The following is a 13,767-nucleotide window of genomic DNA, read 5'->3' as shown; positions in this document are numbered from 1 at the left end:
GGTCAGGCGAGCAGCGCCTCGATCTGGTCCACCTGGCGTTGCATCGCGCGGATGTAGGGCGCGACGCTCGGGTGGCGGAACTTCCCGGCGAGAGCACCGTCTCCGTCCGCGACGCGTGCCAGCGCCCAGTCGAGGCGTGTGAGCGCGGTGTAGACCGCCATCACGCGGGCGCCGGTGCGTACGTCGTCGGTGCTGGCGAGGCCGGGCGGCAGCGCGGCGACGTACGCCTCGACGAGGGGCTCCACGTCCTCGCGGGTCGCCAGCGAGAGGTAGCCGAGGTCGGCGCCGACCGGGCCCCGGCCGAGGTGTGCCCAGTCGATCGCGACGGCCCCTCCCCCTGCTTCCTGGTCGCTCCTGCCGGGGATGTTGGCGGCAGACGGGTCGCCGTGCTGCGCGACCTGCGGGAGGGCGTCGCACACGTCGAGCCACTGCGTGCGGTGGGTCCAGAGGTGGTCGGCGACGTCGGCCATGGGTGTGCGGGCAAGGGTCCGCCACCCGCCGCGGTGCGCGACCAGGGCGAGCCGGCTGCGCAGCTGGTCGCGGGCCAGCCAGGCGTGGTCTCCGAGGTCGGTCGGGGCGAACCTGCCCAGGCAGGCCGCCAGCCACAGCCCCGGCGCGTCCACGTGCTCGACGCGGGCGTGGACGAGCGTGATGCCCTCGTCGTCCTCCTCGACGCGCACCACTGGCGCCTCGCGCAGCCCGGGTGACCCGGCGACGACGCCGCTGAGGGCGACCTCGGCGGCACGGCGCCAGTAGTTCACGTCGGCCGGGACCATGGCCCCGCGGGCGTCGACCGGGTCGGGACACTGCAGTCGCTTGACCACGACGTCGCGACCGCCGATGGTGGCCGACCAGACACCGGCCGTCGCCGGTCCCGCACCCGGGATCGGCTGCCATCCCGGCTCGGGTTGCCACCGGGGCAGGTCCATGGCGGGGAACCTAGCGCACCTCGATGTCGCGTCGACGGAAGAGCAGCTGCCCCGCGCCGCTCAGCACTGCGGCGACCGCCAGCAGAGCGAGGAACGGCGCCCACCCGAAGTCCTCGGCGGGCACGAGCGCGAGGTGGTCGAAGGGCGAGACGGCCTGCAGCCACTCCGGGATCTGCAGCACCTGTCCGAAGAGGAGCACGACGACGGCGAACAGCAGTCCGACCCAGGCCAGCAGGGCCGCCCGGGCATGCACCCCGAAGAGCAGTCGGGCCACCGCACTGAGCACCAGCACCGGTGCCAGGTAGGGAAGCATCGCGAGCAGGTAGGTCCCGACGGCACTCCCGTCACCGGTCGTCAGTGCGTAGCCGACGCCCAGGCCCAGCCCTGCGGCGCCGACCACGACCGCGGACCCGGTCACGGTGAGGACGACCTGCGCGAGCAGGTACCGACGCCGCGACAGCCCGGTGGCCAGCAGGATCTCGGCCAGCCCCGACGACTCGTCATGACGTGGACGCAGCGCAGCCGAGACGGCGTACCCGCAGCTCATCAGGGCCAGCATCACGATCGAGGTGGCGTAGAACCCCTCGACGAGATCGGTGCCTCCACGGACGAACATGTCCTGCGTGGTCTCCGAGTCGCCGAGCAGGTCACCGATGTCGGTGCCCAGCGAGCCGTAGGACAGACCCGTGAGCAGCAGGCCCAGGCTCCAGCCGATCAGCGAGCCCCGCTGCAGCCGCCACGCCAGCCCCAGCGGCGTACCGAGGAACGCATCTGCCCGGACGGGGCCCGGCCGCGCAGTCAGCACGCCGGCACCGTGGTCGCGCCCGCCGAACGTCCAGCCTGCCGCGGCGATCACGGACGACGCCGCGAGGACCAGCAGTGCGAGGGGCCACCACCTCACCCCGGAGAAGGCGTGCATGCCCTGGTACCACCCGATCGGGGACATCCAGGTGAGGGCCGGTGACCCGACGTCGCCGACGGCACGCAACACGTAGGCCGCGCCGATGACGGCGCCGGTCAGGCCGTACGCGGCGCGGGGGCTCGACGTGAGCTGGGCCGCGAGCAGCGCGACACCGGCGAAGACCATCCCGACGGCGGCCAGACCGACCCCCAACGCGAGCGAGTCGGGAACGGCGAGGGGGAAGGTGACCAGGCTCAGCGTGACCAGCGTCCCGGTGAGCACGTTGGCGACGAGCGCGACCAGGACCGTGGCGGCCGTGGTCGCCCGGCGGCCTACGGCGGCGGAGCGGAGCATCTCGTCGCGACCGGACTCCTCCTCGGCGCGCGTGTGGCGCACGACCAGGAACATCGACATCAGGCCGATCGTGATCGCGCCGAAGGCGGTCGCCTGCCAGGTGACCTGCCCGCCGACGGTGTTGAGCGCGCGGGCCGGACCGGTCATGGCGATGAAGGCGGTGTTGGCCTCCATGGCCACAGCGGCCCGGTCGAACTCCTCCTGGGTGGCGTAGAGGCCCTTCACGCTGACGGCTTGCGACCAGTAGAGGACCGTGATGCCGACCGACCACGCCAGCAGCATCCAGCGGTCGCGTCGCAGGAAGTGGCGCAACAGCATCCCGGCACCGGTCACGAGGCGCCTCCCGATGCCCCGGACGCCGTGTCCGACACGTCGTCGCCGTAGTGCCGCATGAAGAGCTCCTCGAGCGTCGGCGGCGTGGCGGTGAGGGTGCCGATCCCGGCGTCTTGGAGCGCGGCCAGCGCGCTGGGCAGGGCGCTGGTGTCGACCTCGAAGGCCACCCGGCGGCCCTCGAGCAGCAGGTCGTGGACGCCGACCAGGTCGCCGAGCCCCTCGGGGGGACGCGTGGTCTCGGCGCGCACCGTCGTACGCGTGAGGTGTCGCAGCTCGGTCAGCGTCCCCGACTCGACGCACCGGCCGGAGCGGATGATGCTGACGCGGTCGCACAGCCGCTCGACCTCGGCGAGGATGTGGCTGGAGAGCAGCACCGTGCCGCCGCCGGCGCGGAAGTCCTCCACGCACTGCTGGAAGACCGCTTCCATGAGCGGGTCGAGCCCGCTGGTGGGCTCGTCGAGGAGCAGGAGCTCCACGTCGCTGGCGAGCGCCGCGACCAGCGCGACCTTCTGCCTGTTGCCCTTCGAGTAGGTGCGGCCCTTCTTGGACGGGTCGAGCTCGAAGCGCTCGACCAGGTCGGCGCGCCGGCGTTCGTCGAGCCCGCCGCGCAGGCGACCGAGGAGGTCAATCACTTCGCCCCCCGTGAGGTTGGGCCACAGGGTCACGTCACCGGGCACGTAGGCGAGCCTGCGGTGCAGCGCCGCTGCGTCGGCCCACGGGTCGCCGCCGAGGAGGCGGACCGAGCCGGCGCTCGCACGCAGCAGCCCGAGCAGGACCCGGATGGTGGTGGACTTGCCGGCACCGTGGGGCCCGAGGAAGCCGTGCACCTCACCTTGCTCGACGCTGAGGTCCAGGTCGTCGAGGGCCCGTACGCTGCCGAACGCCTTCACCAGTCCCTGGATCTCGATCGGGTTGCTCACCCCGCCACGGTACGACGTCACGGCCGGCACGGTGCGTCATGAGAACTCGCGGTCAGCACCGGGAATTCTCATGAAGTCAGGCGTTGGTGACGTCGACCTGGATCGCCTGGGTGTCGGCGATGGCGGCGTCCAGGACCGCTCGGCGCGGGTCGGGGACCGCCAGCCAGGGCTTCACCACGGTGACCGAGGACAGCCGGGTGTCGCCGAGCACTGCGTCGACCGCCACGTGGTCGCCACCGGTCGAGGCGAGGCGTACGCCGGTCAGGATCCGCGCGGCGTGGTCGGCCGCCGCTTCGTAGGCCTGACGCGCCTGGTTGTCGCGGCGGCGGGCGAAGCGCTGCTGGCTCTGGCCGCCGGCCTTAGTGCGGCCCTGCACGTGGCGCTGTCCGATCTTGTGCTCGACCATCGCGGCGCCGGCCATCCGCGCGACGGCGAAGCCGCCCTTGCGGACGAGCAGCACGCCCCACGTCCCGGGCACGACGGCGGCGTGTGCGAAGGCACCCGCCTCCGCCGGTCCGTCGTACGCCGTGTCGAAGGGAAGTCGCGCAGTGAAGTGCGAGCCGTCCTCGGCCACTCCACGGAGGGCTCCGTCCGCAACGCTCAGGTCAGTGCCGCCGTGGCCGGTCGCGAAGTTGTCGACCCAGCGCGGCCAACGGCTGGCGGGGACGAGGACTTCGGGCACGCCGTGACGCTACCGCGCGTCAGGCGGGGCGCCCCGCCTGGTCGCTGACCCGCGGGAACGGGGTGAGCGAGAACACCGCCTCGACCGGGACGTCGAAGAAGGCGGCGATGCGCAGGGCGAGGTCCAGGCTGGGGCTGTTCTCCCCGCGTTCGAGGTACCCCACGGTCTGGTAGTGCACGCCCAGGGCGGTCGCGAGGTCGCGGCGGGTCACGCCCTGCTCGGCGCGCAGCAGAGCGATCCGGTTGTGCACGGTCTCGCTCACCTGACCCACTGTGTCGCGGCTTCCTTGGCAGCCGCGACCTGGGAGCCGGACTGGCGACGGGCCATCCGGCGGAGCAGTGCCGGGGCGACCAGCGCACCTACGACCGCCCAGGCGCTCAGCACGGCAACGGTCTCGAGCGTGCGCCAGGAGCCGCCGATCTCCGCGGCGGCGTAGGAGTCCGGCAGGAAGGCCGAGCGCATGCCGAGTCCGAGCCAGTACATCGGGAAGACCTGGGCGACGACCTGGACCCAGCCCCACAGCGCCTGCACGGGGTAGAAGATCCCCGAGACTCCGGCCAGCACCATCACGGGCAGCATCCCCCACATGCCGATCTTCTGCACGCCGGGGACGAGGGCGCCGATCATCATGCCGATCGGGAGCGTGGCGAGCAGGCCGAGGGCGAGCACCCAGACGATGGTGAACCAACCACCCGGGTGCGCCATCAGGTCGTCGAAGAGCAGGAAGCTCGGGACGAGCACGGCGACGGTCTGTGGGATGATGCTCGCCGAGTGGAGGACCAGCTGCCCGGCGAAGTAGCCGACGAGGCCGTTCGGCACCGCCTTGGCGCGCAGCAGGGTGCCGTCCTCCTTCTCCATCGCCAGGGCGTAGGCCGGGCCGATGACGAGGCCGAAGGCCACCATGGCCCCGAGGATGCTCGGCAGCGCGACCGACGGCAGCATCAGGTCGGTGCCCTCGACGGGTGTGTCGCGGCGGAGGTAGAGGTAGCCCACCGCGAGGAGGGCCGTGAACAGGTAGAACCACTGGTCCTGGGAGCTGCGCAGGCTCTGGACGAACTCGCTCCAGCCGCGTCGCACGCCGAGCCGGACGGCGTGGGGAACGGAACCCCGGGGTGATGTCGTGCCGCCCATCAGACGACCTCCCTGAACGCACGGACGGCCTCGTCGGACTCGCCCGCCTCGTGCTGCTGCACCAGGTCCAGGTAGGCGTCCTCGAGGCTCGCGCGGCGGACCTCGAGGTCGACCACCGGCTCGCCGGGCTCGGCGAGCAGGCGACGTACGAAGTCGGTCGCGTCGCCGGTCGAGTGCACGAAGCGCTCGCCGCCGCGCGACCACTTCACCTCCACCTCCAGCGCGGCTCGCAGCGCGAGGTGCTCGGCGGTGTCGTCGGCGACGATCCGCCCACCGGCCAGGATCATCACCCGATCGGCGAGCTTCTCGGCCTCGTCGAGGTCGTGGGTCGTCAGCAGGATCGTGGTGTGCTCGAGGTCGGCGAGCCGGTGCACGACGTGGTGGAACTCGCGGCGGGCCTGCGGGTCGAAACCGGCGGTGGGCTCGTCGAGGAAGAGCAGCTCGGGCCGTCCGATGATCCCCATGGCCACGTCCAGCCGACGCCGCTGTCCGCCCGAGAAGGTGGCGATCTTCTGGTCGGCGAGGTCGACGAGGCCCACGACGTCGAGCAGCTCGTCGGTCGGGACCGGCCTGGGCCGGTCGGGAGTCGCGTACGGGGCGTAGTAGCCGCCCACCTGGTCCAGCAACGTCCGCGGCGTCCACCGGGGGTGGTCGCGCCACGACTGCAGGACGACTCCGGTGCGGGCGCGCCAGGCCTCGCTCGCCCGGCGGGGGTCCTCGCCGAGCACGGTCACCTCGCCTGCCGAGCGCTCGCGGAAGCCCTCGAGGATCTCGATGGTGGTCGTCTTGCCCGCACCGTTGGGGCCGAGCAGGCACACCACCTCGCCCTGCTCGATCGAGAACTCGACGCCGGTCAGCACGTCCTTGTCGCCGTAGCGCATGCGGAGGTCACGGACCTCGACGACAGGTGCTCCTGGACTCACCCGACGAATGTAGTGGACGTGCTATCGCTGTAGCAAGAGTGCTACATCCGGATCGTGCTGGTCCTTGGCGTCAGAGGAACTCGAGCGGGTCGAACTGGTCGATCGGGATGATCCGGACCCGCGGCAGCGGGGTGTTGAACGCGCCGAGGTCGTACTCGAGGTCGAAGATCCGCAGCCCCGGGAGGTTGCGGAACTGTGCGTTGACGAACTCGGTGAAGCCGATGACGCCGACCTGGCGGCTGCCGTCGCACAGGGCGGAGACCTGGTCGACGAAGTCGCCGTCGTGGCTGACCAGCACGACGTCGGCGTCGCGGTCGACCAGCGCCTCGGCTGTGCGCTGGATGGCGATGTCGACGATCTTGCCCTCACCGCTGAGCGGGATCGGCTTGAAGCCGATCGCCAGCAGGGCCTGGACGAAGCTGGTCGGCAGCTCGGTGCTGGCGGCGAGGAAGAAGAGGCCGGTCACGTCCTGGTCGAAGGCCCGCTCGGCCCACTCCAGCAGGCGGTCCCAGCGCGGGCGCTCCTCCGGCCGCGGCCGACGACCGAGGATCGAGGTGCCCAGGGTGGCGTCGATGTTCTCCCCGTCGACGAGGAGGTAGGTCATCCGCTCGGCCATGCGAGGACTCTCCCACACGGCTCGCGGGTTCAACGGGGTCCCCGCGGGGTTGCTCGGGGGGACGAAGCGGAGGAGAAGAACCCCGTGGGGTGTCTCAGGGCTGGTAGACGACCTTGAACGACTCGACGACCTCGTCGCCGGACACGGTCACGTCGCTGACCTCGACGAGTGCGCGCGGGACGCCCGACCCGTCGCACAGGATCGACAGGGTGCCGGTCGCCGGGTACTCACCGGCGTAGTCCTCCCCCGGCGCGGTCGTGCTGCCCCTGTCGTCGGCCAGCACCTGCGCGACGAATGCGTCGGACTCCTCGACTGATTCGCCGTAGGCCCACGCAGGCGGCGGCACCGACTCCAGCGTGGTGGGACCGAAGTACGTTGGCGCGGCGTTGAGCTTGGCGTGGAAGCGAGCGAGGTCCCAGAAGACCCGCAGCTCCTCGTGGTCGAACTCGATCTCGCTGAGATCAACGGCGGCGGGGTCGACCTCGGGCTGCTCCATGCCGGAACAGTAGCCAGTCAGGCCACAGCGGCGACGTACGCCGCGAACGCGCGCGCCTCGTCGACCGAGCCCGGCCTCGGCTCGTCGTGCGGGTCGAAGCCGCGATCGCGATCGGCCTGCACCTGCTGGAGCAGCGGGCGCCAGCGCGGGTCGCCGTGCATCATCGACCAGCGCAGCGCGTCGCGCTTGCTCGCCACCTGCGCAGTGCGCACGGTGTAGAGGCTGCGGCAGGCCTGGACGACGAGGTAGCGCTGGCACCACCCGATGCTCGGCGGGCACCAGCCGAGGACGTCGTCGGTGAGCGTCGCGAGACCCGCGCGTGCCCGGTCGCGCAGCACGTCGTCGGGCACGGGGTCGACGAGGTCGACCGGGCACGGACCGACCAGCGTGATGCCGTGCTCACGGAGGATCCAGCGCGCCCACGGCTGGTTGCAGTGGGTGCTCCACTCCATCTCGTCGTGGCCGTGGTCGACGTAGAGCCACTCGCGGTCGAGGCCGTCGGTGGTGCGCAGGTCGGCAGCGACGGCGTACGAGCCCTCGAGGTGCGTGTTCCAGAAGCCCTCGCGGTGGGGCAGGTCGCGGTGCAGCTCCCGCAGCGCCGCCTCCTGCTCGGCGTCGGGTCGCTCGCGCACCACCACGAGGAAGTCGCAGTCGCTGTGCAGGTCACCCGCGCCGAGGGCGAAGGAGCCCTGGACGTACGCGCCGACGAACGACCCACCGAGCGCCGTCTGGACGCCGGTGACGAGGTCGTGCAGCACGCCGTTGAGCTCGGCGTAGCGCGTCGGGTGGGGGTTGAGCACGCGAGGAGTGTGCGCTTCCGCCGGGTGCGGTGCCACGGAATATCCACCGCTGACGCGCCGACGCGGTTGTCGCACGCGGCTAACGTCGAAGGCCCACCCCTGCTCGGAGGTCACCATGTCCCGCCTGCTCACCGCCAGCGCCGTCGCCGTCCTCAGCCTCGCCCTCGTCTCCGGCGCCCAGCCGGCGGGAGCGGTGAGCGCCCCGCCGGACGGCACGTTCCCGGCGCGCATCGAGCTGCCGGACGGATTCCAGCCCGAGGGCATCGCCATCGGCCCCGGACCCACCGCCTGGTTCGGATCCCGGGCCGACGGCGACATCTACGAGCTGTCGCTGCGCACCGGCGAGGGTCGGGTCATCAGCCAGGGACCCGGCACGCCGTCCCTCGGACTGAAGTCGGACCGCGACGACCGGTTGTACGTCGCCGGCGGCACGTCGGGCACGGCCCGCGTGGTCGACAGCGAGACCGGCGCCGTGCTCCGCGACATCCCGCTCGCGGAGGCGCCCACCGCAACTCCCACGTTCGTCAACGACGTCGTCCTGACCAAGGACGCGGCCTGGTTCACCGACTCCAACCGCCCGCAGCTCTACCGCGTTGCCCGCGGTGCCGACGGCGAGCCCGCGGCCACCGCGACCACGTTGCCGCTGACGGGTGAGTGGGTCCAGAGCTCGGGGCTCAGCGCCAACGGCATCAGCACCACCCCCACCGGACGTGCGCTCCTGGTGGTGAACTCCACCAGCGGCCTGCTCTACCGCGTCGACCCTGCCACCGGCGTCGCCACCGAGGTGGACCTGGGTGGCGCGTCACTCACGAGCGGCGACGGCATGCTGCGCCACGGGCGCACCCTCTACGTCGTGCGCAACCGGCTCAACGAGATCGCCGTCCTCCGGCTCTCGCGGTCCGGTCTGACAGGCCGGCTCGTGCGCACGATCGACTCCGGTGACCTCGCGTCGACGACGAGCTTCGACGTGCCGACCACGGTCGCCCGCTTCGGCTCGCGGCTCTACCTCCCCAACGCGCGCTTCACCACTCCTGCGACGCCGTCGACCGACTACTGGGTGACCAAGGTGCCGGCGCGCGCCGGCGAGTGAGCGACCTCACCAGGTTTCGAGCCGCCCGTCCCGGGCTCGCAAGCTCGCCCGCGGGGCTCCCTCAACCTCTTCGGGTTCGGGCACGCGCTGCGCGCGTGCTCGACCTCAGACGTTGAAGCCGAGGGCGCGCAGCTGCTCGCGGCCGTCGTCGGTGATCTTGTCGGGGCCCCACGGCGGCATCCAGACCCAGTTGATGGCCACGTCGTTGACGAGGCCCTCGAGGGCCTGGTTGGTCTGGTCCATGATCACGTCGGTCAGCGGGCAGGCCGCCGAGGTGAGCGTCATGTCGAGGACGGCGTTGGAACCCTCGTCGATGTGGACTCCGTAGACGAGGCCGAGGTCGACGACGTTGATGCCGAGCTCGGGGTCGACGACGTCCTTCATCGCCTCGGTGACGTCGTCGATGGTGACGGTCGAGGTTCCGCCCCCGCCGCTCTGGGTGGCCTCGGGCACCTCGGGGAGGTCGCCGTGGTCGACGTGCTGGGACTCGGTCATGGGGTGACTCCTTCAGTCTGGGCCTGGGTGGTCGCGTCCTTCCACGCCATCCAGGAGAGCAGTGCGCACTTCACGCGCGCGGGGAACTTGGCGACGCCGGCGAAGGCGATCCCGTCCTCGAGGACGTCCTCGTCGGGCTCGACCGTCCCCTTGCCCTGCATGAGCTCGAGGAAGGTCTGGTGGATCGACATCGCCTCGTCGACCGGCTTGCCGATCACGAGGTCGGTCAGCACGGACGCCGACGCCTGCGAGATGGAGCAGCCGACGCTGTCGTACGACACGTCCTGCACCACACCTTCTGCGAGGTGCACCCGAAGAGTGACCTCGTCACCGCAGGTGGGGTTGACGTGGTGCACCTCGGACTCGAACGGGTCGCGGAGTCCCTTGTGGTGCGGGTTCTTGTAGTGGTCCAGGATGATCTCCTGGTAGAGGTTGTCCAGCTCGGCACTCATCGTCATCCCACCTTGAAGTAGCTGCGGGTGTGGTGGAGGCCCTCCACGAGCGCGTCGATCTCGGCGGGCGTCGTGTAGAGGTACGACGACATCCGCGTCGTGCTCTGCACGCCGAACCGCGCGTGGGCGGGCTTCGCGCAGTGGTGCCCGGCCCGCACGGCGACGCCGCGCGAGTCCAGCACCTGCGCGATGTCGTGGGGGTGCACGCCATCAAGCTCGAAGGAGATCGCGCCGCCGCGCCCGGCCGCGTCGAGCGGACCGAGGACGGTCATGCCGGGGACGGACTGCAGGCCCTCGAGGGCGTACGCCGTGATCGCCTGCTCGTGGCGGTGGATCGCGTCGAGACCGATGTGGCCGAGGTAGTCGACGGCGCAGCCCAGGCCGATGGCCTCGACGATCGGCGGGGTGCCGGCCTCGAAGCGGTGCGGCGCCTTGGCGTACGTCGACCGCGCCATGGTGACCGTCTCGATCATCTCGCCGCCACCGTGGAAGGGCGGCAGCTCGTTGAGCAGCTCCTCGCGACCCCACAGCACGCCGATGCCCGTCGGGCCGCAGACCTTGTGCCCGGTGAAGACCAGGAAGTCGCAACCGACGGCCTGGACGTCGACCGTGAGCTGCGGCGCGGCCTGGGAGGCGTCGATCACCGAGAGGGCACCGACCGCCTTCGCCCGCGCGACCAGGTCGGTGACAGGGTTGATCGTGCCGAGCATGTTGCTGACCCACGTGAAGGCGAGCACCTTGGTGTGCTCGTCGACCAGCTGGTCCGCGTTGCCGAGGTCGAGCCGGCCGTCGTCGGTCAGCCCGAACCAGCGCAGCTCCGCGCCCGAGCGCTCGCACGCCAGCTGCCACGACACGATGTTGGAGTGGTGCTCCATCTCGGTGATGACGACGTTGTCGCCGGGACCGAGGTCGATCGTGCGGGCCAGCAGGTTGAGCGCCTCGGTGGCGTTCTTGGTGAAGATCACCTCGTTGCGCGAGGGCGCGTTGAGGAAGCCCGCCACCTTGTCGCGAGCGCCCTCGTAGGCCTCGGTCGACTCCGCGCCGAGCTGGTGCATGGCGCGCGCGATGTTGGCGTTGTGCCGCTCGAGGTGGTCGACCATCGTGTCGATGACGACCTGCGGCTTCTGCGAGGTGTTGGCGCTGTCGAGGTAGACCAGCGGCTGCCCGCCCGCGAGCATGCGCTCGAGGATGGGGAAGTCCTTGCGGATCACGTCGAGATCCGGGAGCAGTCCTTCCATCGGTCTTCCTTTCGTGCCTGCCGTCATCGGTGGTTGAGGTGCGAGCGCAGCGAGCCTCGAAACCTCAGGCGTTGGCCTTGAGGTAGCGGTCGTAGCCCTCTGCCTCGAGCTGGTCGGCGAGCTCCTTGCCGCCGGACTCGGCGACCTTGCCGTCGACGAACACGTGGACGTAGTCGGGCTCGATGTAGCGCAGGATGCGGGTGTAGTGGGTGATCAGCAGGACACCCTTGCCCTCACGCGCGCGGAACCGGTTGACGCCCTCCGACACGGTCTTCAGCGCGTCGATGTCGAGGCCGGAGTCGGTCTCGTCGAGGATCGCGACCGTCGGGTCGAGCAGCTCGAGCTGCGCGATCTCGTGGCGCTTCTTCTCGCCACCGGAGAAGCCCTCGTTGACGTTGCGGGTGCCGAACGACGGGTCGAGGTTGAGCTGCTCGAGGGCGGCGTTGACGTCCTTGACCCAGGTGCGCAGCTTGGGGGCCTCGCCGTCGATGGCGGTCTTGGCCGTGCGCAGGAAGTTCGACACCGAGACGCCGGGGACCTCGACGGGGTACTGCATCGCGAGGAAGAGGCCGGCGCGGGCGCGCTCGTCGACGGAGAGGGACAGGACGTCCTGGCCGTCGAGGGTCACGGTGCCGCCGGTGATCGTGTACTTCGGGTGGCCGGCGATCGAGTAGGCCAGCGTCGACTTGCCGGAGCCGTTGGGCCCCATGATCGCGTGGGTCTCGCCGTCCTTGATCGACAGCGTGACGCCCTTGAGGATCTCCTTGGGGCCGTCCTCGGTGTCGACGGTGACGTGCAGGTCGTTGATCTCGAGCTTGCTCATGCGGGGGTGACTCCGTTCAGGGTGGTCTCGGTGTCGACGAAGACATCGGTGCCGCGTACGTCGACGGGGAAGGTGGCGACCGGCTCGGTCGCCGGGAAGTTGGTGGGCTTGCCGGTGCGCAGGTCGAACATCGACCCGTGCAGCCAGCACTCGATCTGGCAGCCGCCGTCGGTCTGCTCGACCTCGCCCTCGCTGAGGGCGACCTCGGCGTGGCTGCAGGTGTCCTCGATCGCGAAGACCTCGTCGCCGTCACGGGCGATCGCGAGGTCGTAGCGCCCGAGGGTGACAGCCAGGGCCTTGTCGGCCTGGATCTCGTCCAGCGCGCACGCGCGCTCGAACGCCATCAGTCGACCGTCCCGAACATCGTGTCCTTGAGGACGTTCTTGGCCAGCTCGGCCTCGACCGTGCCGAGCAGCCGCTCCTCGATCGAGGGCACGCCCACCTGGCGGATCAGGTCGTTGAAGAAGCCGTGCACGACCAGGCGCTGCGCCTCCTTCTCGGAGATGCCGCGTGCCTGGAGGTAGAACAGCTGCTCGTCGTCGAAGCGGGCGGTGGCGGACGCGTGCCCGGCACCGGCGATCTCGCCGGTCTCGATCTCGAGGTTGGGGACCGAGTCGGCACGGCAGCCGTCGGTGAGGACGAGGTTGCGGTTCTCCTCGTAGGTCTCGATGCCCTCGGCGACCTTGCGGATCAGCACGTTGCCGATCCAGACCGTGTGGGCGCCCTCGCCCTGCAGCGCGCCCTTGTAGAGCACGTTGCTCTTGGTCTGCGGCGCGTTGTGGTCGGCGAAGAGCCGGTGCTCGATGTGCTGGCCGGCGTCGGCGAAGTAGAGGCCGAGCAGCTCGGCGGAGCCGCCGGGACCGTCGTAGGTGACGTTGGCGTCCATCCGCACGACGTCGCCGCCGAACGAGATCGCCGCGTGCTTGTAGGTCGCGTCGCGGCCGACCCGCGCCTGGTGGTGCGCGAGGTGCACCGCGTCGTCGGCCCAGTCCTGGATCGACACCACGGTCACGTCGGCGCCGTCACCGACGGCGATCTCGACGACCGCGGCCATGGCCGACGAGCCCTCGTGGTTGATCACGACGATCGCCTTGCTGTGGGCGCCGAAGCGCATCGCGACGTGGCCGGCCTCGGTGTTGGAGGCGTCCTCGCCGTCGAGCGAGACGACGATCGGCTCCGCGACCTCGAGGTCGGCCGGCACGTCGACCAGCAGCGAGTCCGGCACCTCGGCCAGCACCCGCGCGGCGAAGCGCGTGTTGGGCACGAGGCCGCTCATCCCGCGCAGGGACCTGGCCTCCTCGCCGCTGACGCCCTCGATGCGCACGCCCTCGGGGGTGTTCCAGGTGCACGAGGTGGTGCTGGGGTTGAACGGCGCCTCGGCGTGCAGGCCCTTCAGCCGCTTGAGCGGCGAGAAGCGCCAGATCTCCTCGCGCCCGGTCGGCACGGGGTGGTCGGCGACGTCGAAGGAGCCCACCGGGTTGAGGTGGCTCTCGATCTTGTTCCGCTCGGGCGAGTCCTGCTCCAGAGCGGAGCGGACGGATTCGGTGGTGACGGTCAAAGCTCTACTTTCTACGTACGGGTGTG

At 70.9% G+C, this 13,767-nt stretch carries 17 protein-coding genes; 1 reads left to right on the top strand and 16 read right to left on the bottom strand.

All coding sequences use genetic code 11. The features are described 5' to 3' along the window. Positions 1 to 2: 2 nt before the first annotated feature. The 10 genes from EUA06_RS03465 to EUA06_RS03420 all read right to left on the bottom strand — a co-directional run bounded on the left by EUA06_RS03465 (position 3) and on the right by EUA06_RS03420 (position 8,085). Positions 3 to 929: a phosphotransferase gene (locus EUA06_RS03465; protein WP_129473579.1), complete on the bottom strand. Its 927-nt coding sequence runs from the start codon at positions 927 to 929 to the stop codon at positions 3 to 5. A gap of 10 nt (positions 930 to 939) precedes the next feature. After that, entirely contained in the window at positions 940 to 2,517 is a 1,578-nt protein-coding gene (locus EUA06_RS03460; protein ID WP_129473578.1) for an ABC transporter permease, read from the bottom strand. Beyond that, positions 2,514 to 3,437, bottom strand: a complete 924-nt coding sequence (locus EUA06_RS03455; RefSeq protein ID WP_129473577.1) for an ABC transporter ATP-binding protein — start codon at positions 3,435 to 3,437, stop codon at positions 2,514 to 2,516. The genes EUA06_RS03460 and EUA06_RS03455 overlap by 4 nt, the downstream gene beginning before the upstream one ends. 76 nt (positions 3,438 to 3,513) lie before the next feature. After that, positions 3,514 to 4,119 (bottom strand): acVLRF1 family peptidyl-tRNA hydrolase, encoded by a 606-nt coding sequence (locus EUA06_RS03450; protein ID WP_129473576.1) that lies wholly within the window; start codon positions 4,117 to 4,119, stop codon positions 3,514 to 3,516. A gap of 19 nt (positions 4,120 to 4,138) precedes the next feature. Next, complete coding sequence (locus tag EUA06_RS03445; RefSeq protein WP_129473575.1) at positions 4,139 to 4,381, bottom strand: helix-turn-helix transcriptional regulator; 243 nt, start codon at positions 4,379 to 4,381, stop codon at positions 4,139 to 4,141. Beyond that, on the bottom strand, positions 4,378 to 5,250 hold the full coding sequence (locus tag EUA06_RS03440) for an ABC transporter permease (protein WP_129473574.1): 873 nt from the start codon (positions 5,248 to 5,250) through the stop codon (positions 4,378 to 4,380). The genes EUA06_RS03445 and EUA06_RS03440 overlap by 4 nt, the downstream gene beginning before the upstream one ends. Continuing rightward, the gene (locus EUA06_RS03435; protein WP_242497940.1) at positions 5,250 to 6,173 is read right to left on the bottom strand and encodes an ABC transporter ATP-binding protein; all 924 of its coding nucleotides are present in this window, start codon (positions 6,171 to 6,173) and stop codon (positions 5,250 to 5,252) included. The genes EUA06_RS03440 and EUA06_RS03435 overlap by 1 nt, the downstream gene beginning before the upstream one ends. Positions 6,174 to 6,243: 70 nt before the next feature. Next, positions 6,244 to 6,789 carry an NYN domain-containing protein gene (locus EUA06_RS03430; protein ID WP_129473573.1) on the bottom strand — a complete coding sequence of 182 codons (546 nt, stop codon included), beginning with the start codon at positions 6,787 to 6,789 and terminating at the stop codon, positions 6,244 to 6,246. Between the two features lie 94 nt (positions 6,790 to 6,883). Beyond that, positions 6,884 to 7,285, bottom strand: a complete 402-nt coding sequence (locus tag EUA06_RS03425; protein ID WP_129473572.1) for a hypothetical protein — start codon at positions 7,283 to 7,285, stop codon at positions 6,884 to 6,886. 17 nt (positions 7,286 to 7,302) lie between these two features. Beyond that, positions 7,303 to 8,085, bottom strand: a complete 783-nt coding sequence (locus EUA06_RS03420; RefSeq protein ID WP_207208177.1) for an aminoglycoside adenylyltransferase domain-containing protein — start codon at positions 8,083 to 8,085, stop codon at positions 7,303 to 7,305. Positions 8,086 to 8,200: 115 nt separating this feature from the next. Here EUA06_RS03420 and EUA06_RS03415 point away from each other — a divergent pair, with 115 nt between their 5' ends. Beyond that, a complete protein-coding gene (locus tag EUA06_RS03415) occupies positions 8,201 to 9,175 on the top strand; it encodes an SMP-30/gluconolactonase/LRE family protein (RefSeq protein WP_129473570.1) in 975 nt (324 codons plus the stop codon). A 105-nt stretch (positions 9,176 to 9,280) separates the two neighbouring features. On the opposite strand, the gene EUA06_RS03410 is transcribed toward EUA06_RS03415, so the two are convergent. From EUA06_RS03410 to sufD, 6 genes are all read right to left on the bottom strand, one after another. Further along, positions 9,281 to 9,670: a metal-sulfur cluster assembly factor gene (locus tag EUA06_RS03410; RefSeq protein WP_129473569.1), complete on the bottom strand. Its 390-nt coding sequence runs from the start codon at positions 9,668 to 9,670 to the stop codon at positions 9,281 to 9,283. Then, positions 9,667 to 10,122, bottom strand: coding sequence for a Fe-S cluster assembly sulfur transfer protein SufU (gene sufU / locus EUA06_RS03405; protein WP_207208176.1), 456 nt, complete (start codon positions 10,120 to 10,122; stop codon positions 9,667 to 9,669). Before sufU ends, EUA06_RS03410 begins: the two co-directional genes overlap by 4 nt. Positions 10,123 to 10,124: 2 nt before the next feature. Continuing rightward, the gene (locus EUA06_RS03400) at positions 10,125 to 11,360 is read right to left on the bottom strand and encodes a cysteine desulfurase (protein WP_129473567.1); all 1,236 of its coding nucleotides are present in this window, start codon (positions 11,358 to 11,360) and stop codon (positions 10,125 to 10,127) included. A gap of 64 nt (positions 11,361 to 11,424) precedes the next feature. After that, positions 11,425 to 12,183, bottom strand: a complete 759-nt coding sequence (gene sufC, locus EUA06_RS03395) for a Fe-S cluster assembly ATPase SufC (RefSeq protein ID WP_129473566.1) — start codon at positions 12,181 to 12,183, stop codon at positions 11,425 to 11,427. Continuing rightward, positions 12,180 to 12,527 carry a non-heme iron oxygenase ferredoxin subunit gene (locus EUA06_RS03390; protein WP_129473565.1) on the bottom strand — a complete coding sequence of 116 codons (348 nt, stop codon included), beginning with the start codon at positions 12,525 to 12,527 and terminating at the stop codon, positions 12,180 to 12,182. The genes sufC and EUA06_RS03390 overlap by 4 nt, the downstream gene beginning before the upstream one ends. Further along, entirely contained in the window at positions 12,527 to 13,741 is a 1,215-nt protein-coding gene (gene sufD, locus EUA06_RS03385) for a Fe-S cluster assembly protein SufD (RefSeq protein ID WP_129473564.1), read from the bottom strand. Before sufD ends, EUA06_RS03390 begins: the two co-directional genes overlap by 1 nt. Positions 13,742 to 13,767: the final 26 nt, after the last annotated feature.

Origin of the sequence: Nocardioides glacieisoli, assembly GCF_004137245.1 — a bacterium.
GTDB classification, from domain to species: domain Bacteria; phylum Actinomycetota; class Actinomycetes; order Propionibacteriales; family Nocardioidaceae; genus Nocardioides; species Nocardioides glacieisoli.
This window is presented reverse-complemented; position numbering and strand designations above follow the sequence as displayed.

Excerpts from the sequence above, each read along its gene's own strand:
- EUA06_RS03400 (WP_129473567.1), bottom strand. The coding sequence starts at position 11,360 with ATGGAAGGACTGCTCCCGGATCTCGACGTGATCCGCAAGGACTTCCCC.
- EUA06_RS03390 (WP_129473565.1), bottom strand. The coding sequence starts at position 12,527 with ATGGCGTTCGAGCGCGCGTGCGCGCTGGACGAGATCCAGGCCGACAAG.
- sufU (WP_207208176.1), bottom strand. The coding sequence starts at position 10,122 with ATGAGTGCCGAGCTGGACAACCTCTACCAGGAGATCATCCTGGACCAC.
- EUA06_RS03430 (WP_129473573.1), bottom strand. The coding sequence starts at position 6,789 with ATGGCCGAGCGGATGACCTACCTCCTCGTCGACGGGGAGAACATCGAC.
- EUA06_RS03440 (WP_129473574.1), bottom strand. The coding sequence starts at position 5,250 with ATGGGCGGCACGACATCACCCCGGGGTTCCGTTCCCCACGCCGTCCGG.
- EUA06_RS03425 (WP_129473572.1), bottom strand. The coding sequence starts at position 7,285 with ATGGAGCAGCCCGAGGTCGACCCCGCCGCCGTTGATCTCAGCGAGATC.
- EUA06_RS03465 (WP_129473579.1), bottom strand. The coding sequence starts at position 929 with ATGGACCTGCCCCGGTGGCAACCCGAGCCGGGATGGCAGCCGATCCCG.
- EUA06_RS03415 (WP_129473570.1), top strand. The coding sequence starts at position 8,201 with ATGTCCCGCCTGCTCACCGCCAGCGCCGTCGCCGTCCTCAGCCTCGCC.
- sufC (WP_129473566.1), bottom strand. The coding sequence starts at position 12,183 with ATGAGCAAGCTCGAGATCAACGACCTGCACGTCACCGTCGACACCGAG.
- EUA06_RS03410 (WP_129473569.1), bottom strand. The coding sequence starts at position 9,670 with ATGACCGAGTCCCAGCACGTCGACCACGGCGACCTCCCCGAGGTGCCC.